We start from the raw sequence: 16,284 nt of genomic DNA on the forward strand, positions 1-16,284 counted from the left end.
TACGCTCGATTACCGCGTAGTCGAAACTCAACCCTCTTCTAATCAGGTTAACGAGCATTGAGCGTAGTCGAAATGCGTCTTATAAATAATTGTGTCCACCTACTTAAAGGATGAAGTGAAAAACTGTTGACGGTTAACTGTTGACCTTTACAGGTTCGATAGTTGCTTTCCGACGCAAGGCGACAGGAACGCAATATCTCACTGTTGACTATGGACTTTTGATTAATGACTAACCTAGAAGAATTAGTAACAGAAATTAGCCGCTATGAGGCTATTATCTCCGAATGGGATGAAACTCAGCGTGGTGTGGTGGTTGGGTTGAAAAGGGCTATTGAGGATTTACATAAGGAAGCTTTGACGCGATTAATTAAAAGTGTGAAGCAGGAGTCTTTACCAGCTTTACAAAATGCGGTAAAAGATGAAGTAGTGTATGGGGTTTTGCTTTATCACGAGTTGGTGAAACCTCCCAAGCCACCGCTTTTACAACGTGTGCAAGCAGCCCTTGATGAAGTGCGTCCGGGGTTGAAAAGTCATAATGGGGATGTGGAGTTAGTCGCAATTAAAGCACCGGATACTGTAGAGGTGCGGTTGATAGGTACTTGTAGTAGTTGTCCAGCTTCTAATTTGACGTTATCGCAAGGGGTGGAACAGGCGATTAAATCGGTGTGTCCAGAAATTATGACAGTAATTGCTGTGAAGTGATGAATGGCGATAGCGTAGTAAATTCAACTATAAATTATATTGTTTAAAATTCCGAAAAGCTGTCAATACCACTTGTAACCCAATAGTAACCTGATTATAGATTCATAACTAAGGGTACATAGCATGAGTGATAACAGCCAAAATACCAGTTTCTGGAGTAGTATGCCCGGTATTCTTACAGGAATAGCAGGCGTATTAACAGGAATATTAGCAATTGTTCAAGTTGTTAAGCCTTTATCGCCTTCTTCAGGAACATCACAGCCTAATCCAACTAATACAGTAGCCCAATCCAACCAAACTGTTACAGTTGACTCTACATCTGAGCAAGGTAATCCATTTAAAAATCCTGAAAATAAACCTATACAAGTAAGTTTTCATGCTGAAGGAAAATGGAGTTTGATTCCTAAAAATGTGACTGGAGATGATTTACCAAAAGGATATATTTCACCCGATGGTGACGGCAATTTTGCTGCTAATCCAAAGAAACTATGTCCAGGTTATCCATTAGGCGCTTTAATTGTGAAAACACAACAGGGTCAGTGTATTGTTGTAGGTGCAAATGGTAGTTTTGAATTAAGAACTGGTGAAATCATTTATTTTGCAGCTAATGATGTAAAGGGTCTTTATGAAGATAATGATGGTTCTGTTAATGTTGTTTTAAATTGGAAATAAATCTGTCAAAATCAATTGATAACTGCAACTACTTATACAGGCAAATGCACGCTAGTAATTTTAAATAATATCAGCGTGCATCTCATTATTTATAAAAAACTATTTTTAATATAATTTAATGTCGAACTTACCACCGGAAGTAACCATTTCTCAAATACCCTTATCACCTCAAGGCGCACAGGTAATTTTAGGTGATATTCTCAACCCTGAATTATTAGCAATTCCCCTAGCGCCAACTCCGACAACGATGTTTGGCCCGCGTGGTGCTTGTTTGGTATCCCAAACAGGGCCGTTATGGGTATCAGATACAGGACATCATCGGTTATTGGGTTGGCGGAAGTTACCCACGACAGATAGCCAAGCGGCGGACTGGGTAATTGGACAACCAGACTTTTATCATGAAGGACAAAATGCTAAAGGTATGCCAGGAAGGGCTACGGTTAGTGTACCAACGGGTATTTGTGTCTGTGATTCAGGTTTAGCTGTCGCGGATGCTTGGAATCATCGTGTTTTAATTTGGCATAAGTTGCCAGAGGATAGCAATGTTCCCGCAGATTTGGTGTTAGGACAAGCTAATTTTACTGATAACGAATCAAACCGAGGTAAACAATTACCAGATGCTAATACTATGCACTGGCCTTATGGGGTTTTCTATCATCAAGGCAAGTTATTTGTGGCTGATACTGGTAATAGAAGGCTATTAATTTGGCAGCAATTACCAACAGAAAACGGACAACCCGCCGATATAGTTTTGGGACAGCCGGATATGATTTCTCGTAATGAGAACGGCGGCGGTTCTCCCACGGCTGCGAGTATGCGCTGGTGTCATGATATTGCCATTTGGGATGATAATTTAGTTGTCACCGATGCGGGTAATAATCGGGTGATGATTTGGCAAGGGATACCCACAGAAAATAATGCGCCTTGTGCGGTGGTGTTGGGACAAAAAAGTTTTGATTTTGTGGAGATGAACCAAGGGGTTTATTTTCCTAGTGCGGGTAGTTTAAGTATGCCCTATGGGGTGGCGGTGGATGGAGATTGGTTATTGGTGGCGGATACTGCTAACTCCCGGTTGTTAGGATGGAGGAAGCGAGAGTCAATATTATTATTGCAGGGTGCGGTGGCGGATGCGATCGCTGGACAAAACACTTTCCAAAGTAAAAGCGAAAACCGCAACTTCGGGCAAGCAACACGCGATAGCTTAAATTGGTGTTACGGAGTCAAGATTTGTGGCAGCACGGCAGTAATATCTGACTCTGGAAATAACCGAATCTTGCTGTGGCAATTTCAATAAATACTGTCTTAATTACGTTAGCGAAGCGGGGCGTAGCCCATTACGAATTATTATGGCTGCTGAGGAAATCAGAGTTTGTGGTACTGTCCAAGGTGTAGGGTTTCGTCCTACTGTGTATCGTTTGGCCAAAGCCTGCGGTTTACGGGGGGATGTTTGTAATGATGGACAGGGTGTGTTAATTCGCGTCTCTGGTAGTGAAGCAGCTTTAACACAATTCGTTTCTAGATTACAGCAAGAATGTCCACCACTAGCGAAAATTAACGAACTCATCAGAACACCATACGAGGGTGAATTAAACTTTGATGATTTTGTGATTTCTCCTAGTGTAAATAGTACCGCCAGAACAGAAATTCCCCCAGATGCGGCTACTTGTCCCGAATGTCAGCGAGAAATATTTGACCCCTTTAGCCGCTTTTATCGTTATCCCTTTACTAACTGTACCCATTGCGGCCCCCGTTTAAGCATCATTCGCGCCATTCCCTATGACAGATGCAACACCAGTATGTCTGCATTTGTTATGTGTCCAGAATGTGAGAAGGAATACCACAATGTTGAAAACCGCCGCTTTCACGCCCAACCCGTAGCCTGTCACACCTGCGGCCCCAAAGCTTGGCTAGAACGCGCTGATGGTAAACCCGTAACCGCTTCCATGTTCTCAATGTTGGATGATGTGGATGCTGTTTGTACCTTGTTGCAGAAAGGTGAAATCGTCGCCATTAAAGGCATAGGCGGTATCCATCTGGCCTGTGATGCAACGCAAGAGACGGCTGTACAGAAATTGCGCCAGCGTAAAAAAAGATATGCTAAACCCTTCGCATTAATGGCGCGGGACATTGGCATTATTAAACAGTATTGTCTAGTTAATGATAGAGAAAAAGAACTATTAGCCAGTCCAGCCGCACCAATTGTTTTATTGGAGAAAAGGCAACTGAGGATTGATAACTGGGAAAATAAGCTAAATAATTCTCCCTCCACTCCCCACTCACCACTCCCCACTCCCCACCCCATCGTCCCATCTGTCGCCCCAGGAGAAAATACGTTGGGCTTCATGCTACCTTACACGCCGTTACATCATTTAATTCTCAAGCGAATGAACCGCCCAATTGTATTAACAAGTGGGAATCTTTCTGATGAACCGCAATGTATAGATAATGATGAGGCTAAGGAAAAGTTAGGGAAAATAGCTGATTATTTCTTACTACATAATCGGGAAATTGTTAACCGAGTCGATGATTCTATTGTGCGGGTGGTTGAAGATAAAATTCAAATCATTCGTCGCGCTAGGGGTTATGCACCTGCACCGATTAAATTACCGCCAGGATTTGATAATGTTTCCCAGATTTTAGCAATGGGTAGTGAGTTAAAAAATACCTTTTGTTTATTACGAGAAGGCGAAGCAATTATATCTCAACATGTGGGTGATTTAGAAAATGCTGCCGCATTTAATGCTTATCAAAATACACTCAATTTATACTTAAATCTATTTCAACATAAACCGCAAGCGATCGCCATTGATTTACACCCCGAATATTTATCAACTAAGCTCGGCAAAGAATTAGCAGCAGCTAACACAATCCCCCTGCATTCTATCCAACATCATCACGCCCATATTGCCGCTTGTATGGCAGAAAATAGCATACCCATAGATACAAATCCAGTTTTAGGTATTGCCTTTGACGGTTTAGGTTATGGTGCGGATGGTACAATTTGGGGTGGAGAATTTCTTTTAGCTGACTATCGTCAATTTCAACGCCTAGCTACATTTAAGACAGTGGCAATGATAGGCGGTGAACAGGCAATTTACCAACCTTGGCGCAATACCTACGCCCACTTATTAAATGCCAATCTTTGGGATAATTGTTGCCAAGAATACAGCGAGTTAGAGATTATCAAACTTTTACAGCAAAAGCCGATAAGTTTACTCAATCAACTTGTAGAAAAAGGTATTAATACCCCTCTAGCTTCTTCAGTAGGACGGCTGTTTGATGCTGTAGCTGCGGCTATTGGCATTTGTCCAGAACAATGCAGCTATGAAGGACAGGCGGCGATCGCACTAGAAGCCATAGCGGATGTCACTACATTAAATCATCCTAAAGAAATAGGAATATATCCCTTTCATTTTATCTTTTCGGATAATATTTATTGTATAGACCCCAGCCCCATGTGGCAATTATTGCTTGATGACTTAAAACAGCAAACTCCACAACAAGTTATAGCTGCTAAATTTCATCTAAGTTTAGCTAATGTCATCTTGGAGACAGTCAAAAAACTCCGTCAACAAAACTCATTTAATCAAGTCGTTCTGACAGGGGGAGTATTTCAAAATAAACTCTTATTACAACTAGTAACCGAGCAACTAAAAAAATTAGAAATTAATACCCTCACCCATAGCCAAATTCCCACAAACGACGGCGGAATCTCACTAGGACAATCAGTAATAACAGCCGCACAAATTTTAAATAATTAACTCTCTGTGTCTCTGTACCTCTGTGGTTCACACCTCTACAAAAGGTCTATAAAAATGTGTTTAGGAATCCCCGGACAAATAGTCGAAATCACCGACATCAACAATAAACTAGCCATAGTTGATGTCGGCGGAGTCAAACGCCAAGTAAACATCGCCTGCATCGTAGATGAACAACATCCCCCCGAAGCATGTTTAGGAGATTGGGTATTAGTTCACGTCGGCTTCGCCATGAATAGAATTAACGAACAAGAAGCAGCAGAAACCCTAAAACTATTAGAAGAAATTGCTTCAGTTATGAGTTAGTCATTAGTCATTAGTTATTCTCCCCTACCTCCCCCTACTTCCTCATCTCCCTCATCTCCCCCTACTCCCAACTCCCAACTCCCCACTCCCCACTCCCCAATTTATGAAATACGTCGATGAATTTCGGGAACCAGAAAAAGCAGAAGCCTTACGCCGGGAAATTGAAAAACTCAGCCAGCAAATAAATAAACATATAAAAATTATGGAAGTATGCGGTGGGCATACTCACTCTATTTTCAAATATGGTATTGAAGAAATATTACCAGCCAATGTCGAACTAATTCATGGCCCAGGTTGCCCAGTGTGCGTTATGCCAAAGGGTAGGTTAGATGATGCGATCGCAATTTCTCAAAACCCCAACGTCATCTTAGCAACCTTTGGCGACACCATGCGCGTTCCCGGTTCCAAAACCAGCTTGCTGCAAGCCAAAGCTACAGGCGCAGATATCCGCATGGTTTACTCCCCCCTAGATAGCCTGCAAATTGCCAAAAATAATCCAGATAAAGAAGTTGTATTTTTTGCTTTAGGCTTTGAAACCACAGCCCCCAGCACGGCCTTTACCATCCTTCAAGCTGCGGCGGAAAACATCACTAATTTTAGTATGTTTTGCAATCACGTTCTGGTAATTCCCGCCCTGCAAGCCTTATTAAATAACCCTAATTTACAACTAGATGGATTTGTCGGCCCTGGCCATGTGAGTATGGTAATTGGCACAGATCCTTATGAATTTATTGCCCAAAAATATCATAAACCTATAGTTGTTTCCGGCTTTGAACCATTAGATATTTTGCAATCTATTTGGATGCTGCTACAACAAATAGTAGAAAATCGCTGTGAAGTAGAAAATCAATATAATAGATTAGTCCAAAAATCTGGTAATCAAATAGCTCTAGAAGCCATGAACAAAGTGTTTGCAGTCCGCGACACATTTGCATGGCGGGGCTTAGATGAAATCCCCTATTCTGGCTTAAAAATTAGAGATGAATATGCTCAATTTGATGCCGAATTAAAATTTATCATTCCTAATCGTAAAGTTGCCGATCATAAAGCTTGTCAGTGTGGCGAAATACTCAAAGGAGTCCTCAAACCTTGGCAGTGTAAAGTATTTGGTACAGCTTGTACACCAGAAACACCAATAGGTACTTGTATGGTGTCATCAGAAGGAGCTTGTGCAGCATACTATAAATATGGCAGATTCTCGAAAACTTTGCAAAAACAAACAACCGAGAAGCCTAAAGTGACTATCTCTTCATAACCTCCACAAAAGCAGCGACACTCTACAAAACCACACTGCGAGGAAAATTAGTATGCCATTTGTCACCGTCAAAATTGCCAGAGGACATTCCATCGAAAAAAAACGGCATTTAGTAGAAGCAATTACTAACGCCTTAGTCACAGCTTTGGATACTAAACCAGAATGGATAACTGTTCATATTGATGAATTTGAACGCGAAAACTGGGCTGTAAATGGTATTTTACATTGTGATAGACATCGTGGCAGACACGACGAAACAGGTAGATAGAACTACGGTGTAAATAGTAAGATGCGTTACGTCATTGGTAAGGCATCTTACAAAGAATTAAAAATCAAGAAATTAATTACGAATTACGAATTACGAATTACGAATTATTAAAAATGGATTTCTCCACTGATAACATTCCCCAAAATTCTCTATTTCAAAAAATCGAACAAGCCCGCCGTCGCCAAGCTAAAGTTAAAGATACACATATCACACTGGCACATGGTAGTGGCGGTAAAGCCATGCGCGATTTAATTGATGATATCTTTGTTAGTAATTTTGATAATCCCATACTCTCCCAATTAGAAGACCAAGCCACTTTCAATTTATCTAGTCTTTTACAACAGGGAGATAGACTGGCTTTTACTACAGATTCTTATGTGGTAGATCCTCTATTTTTCCCTGGTAGTGATATAGGAGAATTAGCTATAAATGGCACAGTTAATGATTTAGCTGTCAGTGGTGCTAAACCTTTATATCTCACCTGTAGCGTAATTTTAGAAGAAGGACTGCCAACCCAAACCTTAAGACGTATCGCCACGAGCATGAAAGCAGCCGCACAAAAAGCTGGAGTGCAAATTGTCACAGGTGATACCAAAGTCGTCCATCGTGGCTGTGCAGATAAGCTTTTTATTAACACTGCTGGTATTGGTATTATCCCAGCCGGAATTAATATTTCTGCACACAATATTCAACCTGGAGATGCCATAATTGTTAATGGTGAACTGGGTAATCATGGGGCAGCAATTTTAATTGCTCGTGGGGAATTAGCCTTAGAAAGTAATATAGAAAGTGATTGTCAACCATTACATGATTTAGTAGCAACTATTCTCAATGTTTGCCCCCAAATTCATGCCATGAGAGATGCTACACGGGGCGGTTTAGCCACAGTCTTAAATGAATTTTCTAATAGTTCTAATGTAGGAATACGTATACACGAAGAATTTATTCCAGTGCGGGAAGAAGTTAAAGGAATTTGCGAAATTTTGGGTTTAGACCCATTATATTTAGCCAATGAAGGGAAATTAGTAATAGTAGTTAAGAGTGAACAAGCACAAACCGTCCTAGCCGCAATGAAATCTCATCCATTAGGACAAAATGCGTGTATTATTGGTGAGGTTATTGCTTCTCCTCCAGGGGTGGTATTGTTAAAAACTGCTTTCGGCACAGAACGGATTGTTGATATGCTAGTTGGCGACCAACTACCACGAATTTGTTAATTTTAAGTAGAGCGTTTCATGCACGAACTAGGAATTACCCAAAACATTGTCGCTATTGTTAATGAATATGCTCAAGGCTCAAAAGTACAGCGAGTTTTAGTAGAAATTGGCAAACTTTCCGCTATCATGCCAGATGCTATCCGATTTTGTTTTGATATTTGTAGTCAAGGTACAGCATTAGAAGGCGCAGTATTAGAAATTTTGGAAATTCCTGGTTTGGCTAAATGTCGTCAATGTGGTACAGAAATTGCTCTAGAAAAACCATTTGGCCTTTGTGGCTGTGGTAGTGTGCATTTAGATTTAATTACGGGTGAAGAACTCAAAATTAAGGAGATAGAGGTCGAAGAAGTATGTGTGTAAGCTGCGGTTGTTCTGATGATGCTGAAGGTACAGTTACTAATTTAGAAACAGGTGAAATGGAACACAACCATCATCATAGCCACACTTTACCAGATGGTACTGTTATCACTCATACACACACTCAATACCATCACCGTGAGCATGACCCTTCACAACTTCATGCTAAAATTCATGGCACAACTATATCTTTAGAACAAGAGATTTTAGGTAAAAATAATCTATTAGCAGCCCAAAATCGGGGATGGTTTAAAGGGCGAAATATTCTCGCTTTAAATTTAATGAGTTCCCCTGGTGCGGGTAAAACAACTCTCTTAACTCGTACTATCAATGACCTCAAGCAGCAATTACCTATAAGCGTCATTGAAGGCGACCAAGAAACAATTAATGATGCTAAAAGAATCAAGGAAACAGGCTGTAAAGTTGTGCAAATTAACACAGGTACAGGCTGTCATTTGGATGCTTCGATGATTGAAAGGGGTTTACAACAATTAAACCCGCCGATGAACTCAGTATTGATGATTGAAAATGTTGGTAATTTAGTTTGTCCTGCTTTGTTTGATTTAGGAGAACAGGCAAAAGTTGTAATTTTGTCAGTGACGGAAGGAGAGGATAAACCCATTAAGTATCCCCATATGTTCCGCGCTAGTGAAGTGATGATTCTTACGAAAATAGATTTATTGCCTTATGTGCAGTTCGATGTGCAGCGTTGTATAGAATATGCACAACAAGTAAATCCTAACATACAAATTTTTCAAGTTTCTGCAACCACAGGCGCAGGCTTAGATATTTGGTACAAATGGCTAACTGAGAAAGTAACTAATTCATTACAACCAGTTTAAAATTCAAAATATCCTACAGGTTCGCCCCGCATAGCTGATAACGACATTCTCATAAAAAAATAAAATTAGGTGTGCATAGCATACCTAATTCTCAGAATTAAGTTGAGGAAAAATGTTTAACCGAATCTGCCGCTAACGTAATCTCTAGTATCTTCTTGCTGGGGATTATTGAAAATTGATTCGGTAGCATCAAATTCTACCAAATAGCCGCTACGACCACCTCCATCTGTTGACTTAACGTTAAAAAAGGCTGTCATGTCAGATACCCGCGCTGCTTGCTGCATATTGTGGGTAACGATGACGATGGTGTATTGTTCTTTGAGTTCGTGGATGAGTTCTTCTACACGTAGGGTAGAGATGGGGTCTAACGCAGAGCAAGGTTCATCCATAAGTATAATCTCTGGTTGAACTGCGATCGCTCTAGCAATACATAAACGCTGTTGTTGTCCACCAGATAAAGATGAGCCACTTTGGCGCAGTTTATCCTTGACTTCATCCCACAATGCTGCTTTGCGTAAGCTACTTTCTACCAACTCATCCATATTACCTTTGTAGCCATTAATCTTGGCTCCATAGGTGATATTGTCATAAATTGATTTAGGAAATGGATTTGGTCTTTGAAACACCATTCCAATCCGGCGACGGACTTCTACTGGATCAATATCTTGAGCGTACAAGTTCTTGTCGTAGTATAAAATCTTACCTTCAGCCCGGAAAGATTCAATTAGGTCATTGAGGCGGTTATAACACCGCAACAAGGTACTTTTACCGCAACCAGAAGGGCCAATAAAGGCTGTGACCTTATTTTTGGGAATATCTAGCCAAATATTTTGTAAAGCCAGGAATTTACCGTAGTAAATGTTAAGATTTTCAGCTTTGAGAACTGTTTCTGTGCTATTGAGAGTGCTAGTATTTGTAGCCATAAATGGTCTAGTTTAAGTGTTAAGGATGGCAGACGACTTTGATTAAGTTTTAAGCTTTTTGACGAGTCGCCCAGCGAGCAATAATACTGGTGATGAGAACCATCAACACCAAAATTAAAGATGCAGCCCAAGCTAATGACTGCCAATTTTTAAACGGAGAAATGGCAAAGTTGTAAACCAGAACAGCCAGAGAAGCTGTCGGTTGGAATAGAGGATTACGCCAATCAATCCAAAATGATGAAAATAACGCAGTAAACAACAGAGGGGCAGTTTCGCCAGCCGCACGGGCAATTGACAATGTTGATCCTGTAACAATTGCCGGGAGGGCAGCTGGCAAGACAACTTGTGTTACTGTCTGGAAATTAGTGGCTCCTAATCCTACGGATGCTTGTCGTAAATCTTGTGAAACTAGTTGTAAAGCTTCATCTGTAGTTCTCACAATAATTGGCAACATTAAGATTGCCAATGCAAATCCTCCACCTAGAGCTGAATATGAACCTAAATTCAGCTTTACTAATGTGAGAACTACAACCCCATAAGCAAATACCCCAGCAATGATGGAGGGAACACCACTGAGAACATTAGTCGCAAATCTGATCCACCTAGATATTTTACCAGAACTAAATTCTGTTAGATAGATTGCTGCTATCACACCTAATGGAATACTAATTAATGCACCAATTCCTACCATTAGAATTGTACCTAATATAGCATTACCAAAACCACCTCCTTGTCTTAAAGGAGCGGGAGGTAGTTCAGTAAATATGCTCAAATTCAGGCTGCTAAAACCTTTGATAATTACATAAGATAACACTGCCAACAAGGGTAGAAGTGCTAAAGCTCCGCATAAAAACGCTATCCCTGTCATCGCCGTATTAAACAGCGTCCGTCCAGACATGGGAGCGCGACTTAAACTCCTTTCAGGAAAATCAGTATTCATAGATTCAACTCCCCACAAAGCTAAATTCGCTTGACTCGGATAACTATTAATTCAGCCAGAATATTTACAATTAAAGTCAGAATAAATAAAACTAAAGCCGCATACATCAATGCCGCAACTTGCAAACCACTCGCTTCCGAAAATTGGTTTGCCAGTAGAGAAGAAATGGTATTGGCTGGTGCTAACAGGGAGGCGCTGAGATTGTTGGAGTTACCAATCAACATGGTGACAGCCATCGTTTCGCCCATTGCTCTACCTAGTGCCAGCATCACAGCACTGACAATACCAGAAAATGCTGAGGGAATAAGCACTTGAAAAATTGTTTCCCAGCGCGTCGCTCCTAATCCTAATGATGCTTGGCGCAAACTTGGTGGCACAGAAATTAAAGCATCACGGGAGATAGCAGTAATAATAGGCAAAGTCATAATTGCCAAAATGACCCCCGCAGGTAACATTCCTGGGCCTGTGGGAGCGGTGCTAAAAATTGGCAACCAACCCAACGTGCTGTTGAGCCACCTGCCGAGATTACTTAAAATTGGTACTAATACAAAAATACCCCAGACTCCATAAACAACACTGGGAATAGCCGCCAGCAACTCTACTAAAAACACTAATACAGTACGTACCTTGACGGGTAGGAAGTCTTCACTCAATAATACAGCTGTTCCTACGCCGATAGGTACTGCTAGCAATAACCCGATAAATGAGCTAACAATAGTTCCGTAAACTGGGGCTAATACGCCATAATCATCATTAACTGGATTCCAGGTACGTTTAGTTAAAAAACCAGCCCCGAATTGCTGTATCGCTGGCCAAGCGGCAATAGTGACTTGTACCGCTATCCATAATAAAATGCCGGCGATCGCCAAAGCAAAAATCCGAGTCAGCCAAATAAAGCCTCGATCTATAGATTTTTCAGCTTCAGAACGACTTTTGATAGCTGATGGCAAATTTTGAGAGTTTGTAGCCATGAATACTGACTTTTAATATTAAATCAGAGGAATATGTGAGAAGCAAGCTAATCTATTACATTGTGGCTTCACTTTAATTTAAGTACCAGCCACATCAATCAAGAAAACGTTAATGCCTGTAAACCAAAAATCAATTACTGAGTAAAAATGTCCTATCTTATTAGGTAAAGATAGTCTTATAACTCAGTACCCAGCACATCTAAGTTACTTGCTAGCGCTGGTATTGCCAGCCACAGAAATTTTATACTCTGGGCTAATTTGATCGGCGGCAGCTGCCACTTTAGTTACGACACTCTGAGGTAAGGGTACATATCCTAATTCTGATGAGAGCTTTTGCCCTTCTGTCAAGCCATACTCAATTGCCGCTTCCACAGCTTTAGCTTTTGCTGGATCAGCATATTTTTTATAAGCCAGAAGCCAAGTATAGGTGACTATGGGATAAGAATCTGCACCTTCAGGATCAGCAATAAAAGCACGCAAGTTTGCGGGTAAGGGTACAGATGCCAAAGTTTTAGATGCTGATTCTTCTGAAGGTGTAACAAATTTTCCAGCTTTATTTTCCAGTTCGGCAAACTTAAGTCCGTTTTGTTTAGCGTAGCCGTATTCTACGTAACCGATAGCACCTTGAGTTTGTTGAATTTGTGCTGTTACACCTTCATTGCCTTTTGCACCAACACCCACAGGCCAGTTAACAGTTTTCCCCTCACCAACTTTGCTTTTCCAGGTTGGGCTGATAGCGCTGAGGTGTTTTGTAAATACGCCTGTAGTACCACTACCGTCTGAACGGTGTACAACTGTAATAGGTTGATTGGGAAGGTTAACACCTGGGTTGGCATCAGCAATTTTTTTATCGTTCCAGGTTTTAATATTTCCTAGTAAGATGTCCGCATAGACTGCTCTTGGTAGCTTCAATTCGGCAACATCAGGCAGATTGTAAGCCATGACAATGCTACCAGCCGTCATTGGTAGTAACAAAACACCTTTGTCTTGTGGTACTTTTTGAATTTCTTCATCCTTCATGGCCACATCACTGGCCCCAAAATCTACAGTACCTTTAATAAATTGTTCAACTCCAGCGCCGCTACCAACTGACTGATAGTTGACTTGTAGATTGGGGTACTTTTTGTTTAATTCTGTAAACCAACTTGAATATAGTGGTGCGGGGAAAGATGCACCAGCACCACTCAATGTTACATTACCACCCAAATCCAATTTTGATGGATTGGAAGCTGTAGCATTTTTAGCAGTGCCGGATGAGGTATCAGGATTTGTAGAAGTGTCTGAGCCTTGTTGACCGCCACAAGCAGCCAAACTCATTGCCAGTGTTAATACGGTAATTGTCACTGGAATGCGGTTACTTTTATTTCTCTTTAAATTGGAGAGCATCGCTGTCTGTTTTGGAAAATTTTTAGAGGGCTGTTTCTAAGCTACCTTCTATAGATAGGTGTCAAGGTTAAGAACAGGTTAAGAAAAAGGAAAAAATATATATTTTTTAGATATTATGCCAAAGTTCCTTCTATGATACTGAGAAATATTTTATACTTAATTTGTATAAAATTTTTATAAAGAATTATTTGGTAGCCGATGTAAATTAGATTCAAGCGTCATGTGCAGCAGCGATAAGTTGTCCTCGTTTTTAGCGATGGCGTTCCGCCCAGCGTAGCTGATCGCCCACTCCAAATAGCAGCCCTATTAATCAAATACAACAGAGGAATTACATAAATTGAGTATGAACTTGCTGTAGAAAAAGTCCGTCAAAAACGGAGACAGAATATTTATTCCGGTTAATTTATGAATTTTCAGTACTTAATTAGTAACCGTAACCTCAACTAATTACATAAGTAATCTAATAAACATGAGATGACCGACAAAAAAATCAGTACGAGTTTCACTTACATAATTAATGCCTATACTGGTTGCTGTTGCTTTCATATTTTTTGTGCCTAATAAATGATTGCCGCCTCGAATCAACTACTTTGGTCTATGATTGGCTTACTCCTAACAATAGGTGGTACGTTCTTAGAAGCCTATGGTATTACCTTACCTTGGAATTGGAGTCAGTACGGAATTAAAACTTTTTCTTTAGGTGTCAGCTATCAAGTTGGTGCAGTGCTTTTAGTAGGTTGTTTAGGGGGCAAAAATGCGGGTGCGCTCTCACAAATTGCCTATTTAGTTATGGGTTTGACTCTGCACCCAGTTTTTTCCGATGGTGGCGGTAATATAGGTTATGTGAGAGCATCACAGTTTGGTTATCTACTAGGCTTCATTCCTGGCGCTTGGATTTGTGGTTTGTTAGCCTTTAAAGCTAGACCGAAAATAGAAACTCTCACCTTTAGTTGTATCTGTGGCTTAATCAGCGTCCACCTATGCGGTATTACCTATCTACTAATTAGGTCTTTTTTTAATTGGCAAGGCACAGACAGCATATCCTTAATGCAATCCATACTCATATACTCTTGGTGGGCAATTCCCGGACAATTAGCTGTAGTATGTGCTGTGTCTGTAGTAGCATATGTGTTGCGACACTTAATGTTTTATTAGTCATTGGTCATTAGTCATTAGTCATTAGTCCATAGTCGAAATTCATTCTTTGACTGTGGACTGTTGACTGTTGACTGTGGACTGTTGACCCTTCGGGTTCGCCAGTTCCCTACGGCTGGAAACCCGCCTTCAGGACTGGACTCACTGTGGACTGTTGACTATTGACTAAACCTACCATGCGTTTCAAAAATCGCCTTTTCTGGATAGCTGCTTTTATTGCTTTTTTTGTAGACCAAGTGACCAAATACTGGATAGTGCAATCTTTCAGTTTGGGAGAGACATTACCACTGCTACCGGGTATCTTTCACTTTACCTATGTCACAAATACAGGTGCAGCTTTTAGTCTGTTTAGTGGCAAGGTAGAATGGCTACGCTGGCTGTCTTTAGGTGTGAGTTTACTATTAATCGGTGTGGGATTGTTTGGCCCAGTTCTACATCGTTGGGATCAACTGGGATACGGTTTGATCCTTGGTGGTGCTATGGGTAATGGTATTGATCGGTTTGCTTTAGGATATGTAGTCGATTTTCTAGATTTTCGCTTGATTAACTTTGCTGTTTTTAATATGGCAGACTCATTTATTAGTATTGGTATTGTTTGCCTACTAATTGCTTCCTTTCAAAAACCGCCTACTCCTAATATGCGGTCTAGATAAAGAAAAAGGCTGGGGAAGTTACCCTAGCCTTTTTCTCTTGTATGTTGTTGTTATAAGGCTTTTATCAGAGTTTTCTAATAAAAGCAACAGGTAAAACCCTAATTACCAGTGGTAGGAGTTTTTAAGACACCAGAATTAGGAGCTTTGGTAGGAGAATTGCTATTTGATTCTGGGGTTATGCTACCAGGATTATCTGATTTTGGTGTTGTGGTTGCTGGTGGTTCGGTAGGTACAGTAAGATTGCTGCTACCTGGTGCGGGTGTTGTGGTTGCTGGTGGTTCGGTAGGTGCAGTAAGATTGTTGCCACCTGGTGCGGGTGTTGTGGTTGCTGGTGGTTCGGTAGGTGCAGGGAGATTAGTATTTCCTGGCGCTGGTGTTGTTTCTGGAGTCGCTCCAGGTGCGGGTAGAGTATTTCCAGGTGCAGGGGTTGTGGTTTCTGGGTTATCGCTAGGTGCAGGGGTTGTACTACCTGCTGCGGGTGTTGTAGTTTCTGGAGTAACTGTTGTAGATGGGGTTGTGCTTTCAGTAGGCTGAGTTTCTACAGTGGTATTGCTAGAACCACCAGATGTATTGGCGCTATTGCCTGGGCAACGGGAATTAAGAGGGAAACGCTCACACAGAATTTTAAATCCTTCTGGTGATAGCTTGATTTCCGTTGGTGAACTGCTGGATGAGTCACTAGCTTGGGCAATTTGGGATTTACTAGATTGAGCAACAGCAATATTACTTGTAAGGGCTAAAGTCAAAGCTGTACCAATCAAAGTCAGAGATTTTCCCTTCATTCTGAACTTAACCTCAACGGAAACGGAACACTTCGCACCATTAAACCAAACAATTGAATTTTAGAAAATATTCATTTAGGAAGATGTTCGGCGTTAT

At 40.9% G+C, this 16,284-nt stretch carries 17 protein-coding genes; 12 read left to right on the plus strand and 5 right to left on the minus strand.

What is annotated here, in order from left to right:
- The first annotated feature begins 225 nt into the window (after positions 1-225).
- From NSMS1_RS06405 to hypB, 10 genes are all read left to right on the plus strand, one after another.
- The gene (locus NSMS1_RS06405) at positions 226-702 is read left to right on the plus strand and encodes a NifU family protein (protein ID WP_224091982.1); all 477 of its coding nucleotides are present in this window, start codon (positions 226-228) and stop codon (positions 700-702) included.
- A 123-nt stretch (positions 703-825) separates the two neighbouring features.
- Positions 826-1,374 carry a hypothetical protein gene (locus tag NSMS1_RS06410; protein ID WP_224091983.1) on the plus strand — a complete coding sequence of 183 codons (549 nt, stop codon included), beginning with the start codon at positions 826-828 and terminating at the stop codon, positions 1,372-1,374.
- Positions 1,375-1,492: 118 nt separating this feature from the next.
- Positions 1,493-2,668: a hypothetical protein gene (locus NSMS1_RS06415; RefSeq protein WP_224091984.1), complete on the plus strand. Its 1,176-nt coding sequence runs from the start codon at positions 1,493-1,495 to the stop codon at positions 2,666-2,668.
- 52 nt (positions 2,669-2,720) lie between these two features.
- Complete coding sequence (gene hypF / locus NSMS1_RS06420) at positions 2,721-5,135, plus strand: carbamoyltransferase HypF (protein ID WP_224091985.1); 2,415 nt, start codon at positions 2,721-2,723, stop codon at positions 5,133-5,135.
- A 54-nt stretch (positions 5,136-5,189) separates the two neighbouring features.
- Entirely contained in the window at positions 5,190-5,438 is a 249-nt protein-coding gene (locus NSMS1_RS06425) for a HypC/HybG/HupF family hydrogenase formation chaperone (protein WP_224091987.1), read from the plus strand.
- A gap of 103 nt (positions 5,439-5,541) precedes the next feature.
- Positions 5,542-6,693, plus strand: a complete 1,152-nt coding sequence (gene hypD, locus NSMS1_RS06430; protein ID WP_224091989.1) for a hydrogenase formation protein HypD — start codon at positions 5,542-5,544, stop codon at positions 6,691-6,693.
- Positions 6,694-6,745: 52 nt separating this feature from the next.
- A complete protein-coding gene (locus tag NSMS1_RS06435) occupies positions 6,746-6,961 on the plus strand; it encodes a tautomerase family protein (protein WP_011321271.1) in 216 nt (71 codons plus the stop codon).
- A gap of 113 nt (positions 6,962-7,074) precedes the next feature.
- Entirely contained in the window at positions 7,075-8,178 is a 1,104-nt protein-coding gene (hypE, locus tag NSMS1_RS06440) for a hydrogenase expression/formation protein HypE (protein WP_224091991.1), read from the plus strand.
- 18 nt (positions 8,179-8,196) lie between these two features.
- On the plus strand, positions 8,197-8,538 hold the full coding sequence (locus NSMS1_RS06445) for a hydrogenase maturation nickel metallochaperone HypA (protein ID WP_224091993.1): 342 nt from the start codon (positions 8,197-8,199) through the stop codon (positions 8,536-8,538).
- A complete protein-coding gene (hypB, locus tag NSMS1_RS06450) occupies positions 8,529-9,377 on the plus strand; it encodes a hydrogenase nickel incorporation protein HypB (RefSeq protein ID WP_224091995.1) in 849 nt (282 codons plus the stop codon). Before NSMS1_RS06445 ends, hypB begins: the two co-directional genes overlap by 10 nt.
- 116 nt (positions 9,378-9,493) lie before the next feature.
- Here hypB and pstB read toward each other — a convergent pair whose 3' ends face one another.
- From pstB to pstS, 4 genes are all read right to left on the minus strand, one after another.
- Positions 9,494-10,300: a phosphate ABC transporter ATP-binding protein PstB gene (pstB, locus tag NSMS1_RS06455; protein WP_224091997.1), complete on the minus strand. Its 807-nt coding sequence runs from the start codon at positions 10,298-10,300 to the stop codon at positions 9,494-9,496.
- A 49-nt stretch (positions 10,301-10,349) separates the two neighbouring features.
- Positions 10,350-11,240, minus strand: coding sequence for a phosphate ABC transporter permease PstA (gene pstA, locus NSMS1_RS06460; RefSeq protein WP_224091999.1), 891 nt, complete (start codon positions 11,238-11,240; stop codon positions 10,350-10,352).
- A gap of 20 nt (positions 11,241-11,260) precedes the next feature.
- Positions 11,261-12,211: a phosphate ABC transporter permease subunit PstC gene (gene pstC / locus NSMS1_RS06465; protein WP_224092002.1), complete on the minus strand. Its 951-nt coding sequence runs from the start codon at positions 12,209-12,211 to the stop codon at positions 11,261-11,263.
- 204 nt (positions 12,212-12,415) lie between these two features.
- Positions 12,416-13,597 carry a phosphate ABC transporter substrate-binding protein PstS gene (gene pstS / locus NSMS1_RS06470; protein WP_224092004.1) on the minus strand — a complete coding sequence of 394 codons (1,182 nt, stop codon included), beginning with the start codon at positions 13,595-13,597 and terminating at the stop codon, positions 12,416-12,418.
- Positions 13,598-14,161: 564 nt separating this feature from the next.
- Here pstS and NSMS1_RS06475 point away from each other — a divergent pair.
- Together NSMS1_RS06475 and lspA are read left to right on the plus strand one after the other, a co-directional pair.
- Positions 14,162-14,752 carry a biotin transporter BioY gene (locus tag NSMS1_RS06475; RefSeq protein WP_224092005.1) on the plus strand — a complete coding sequence of 197 codons (591 nt, stop codon included), beginning with the start codon at positions 14,162-14,164 and terminating at the stop codon, positions 14,750-14,752.
- A 176-nt stretch (positions 14,753-14,928) separates the two neighbouring features.
- Positions 14,929-15,405, plus strand: coding sequence for a signal peptidase II (gene lspA, locus NSMS1_RS06480; protein ID WP_224095141.1), 477 nt, complete (start codon positions 14,929-14,931; stop codon positions 15,403-15,405).
- A gap of 98 nt (positions 15,406-15,503) precedes the next feature.
- Here the strand turns inward: lspA and NSMS1_RS06485 are convergent, their stop codons facing one another.
- The gene (locus NSMS1_RS06485) at positions 15,504-16,187 is read right to left on the minus strand and encodes a hypothetical protein (RefSeq protein WP_224092006.1); all 684 of its coding nucleotides are present in this window, start codon (positions 16,185-16,187) and stop codon (positions 15,504-15,506) included.
- Positions 16,188-16,284 lie beyond the last annotated feature (97 nt).

Source organism: Nostoc sp. MS1, assembly GCF_019976755.1.
Taxonomy (GTDB): domain Bacteria; phylum Cyanobacteriota; class Cyanobacteriia; order Cyanobacteriales; family Nostocaceae; genus Trichormus.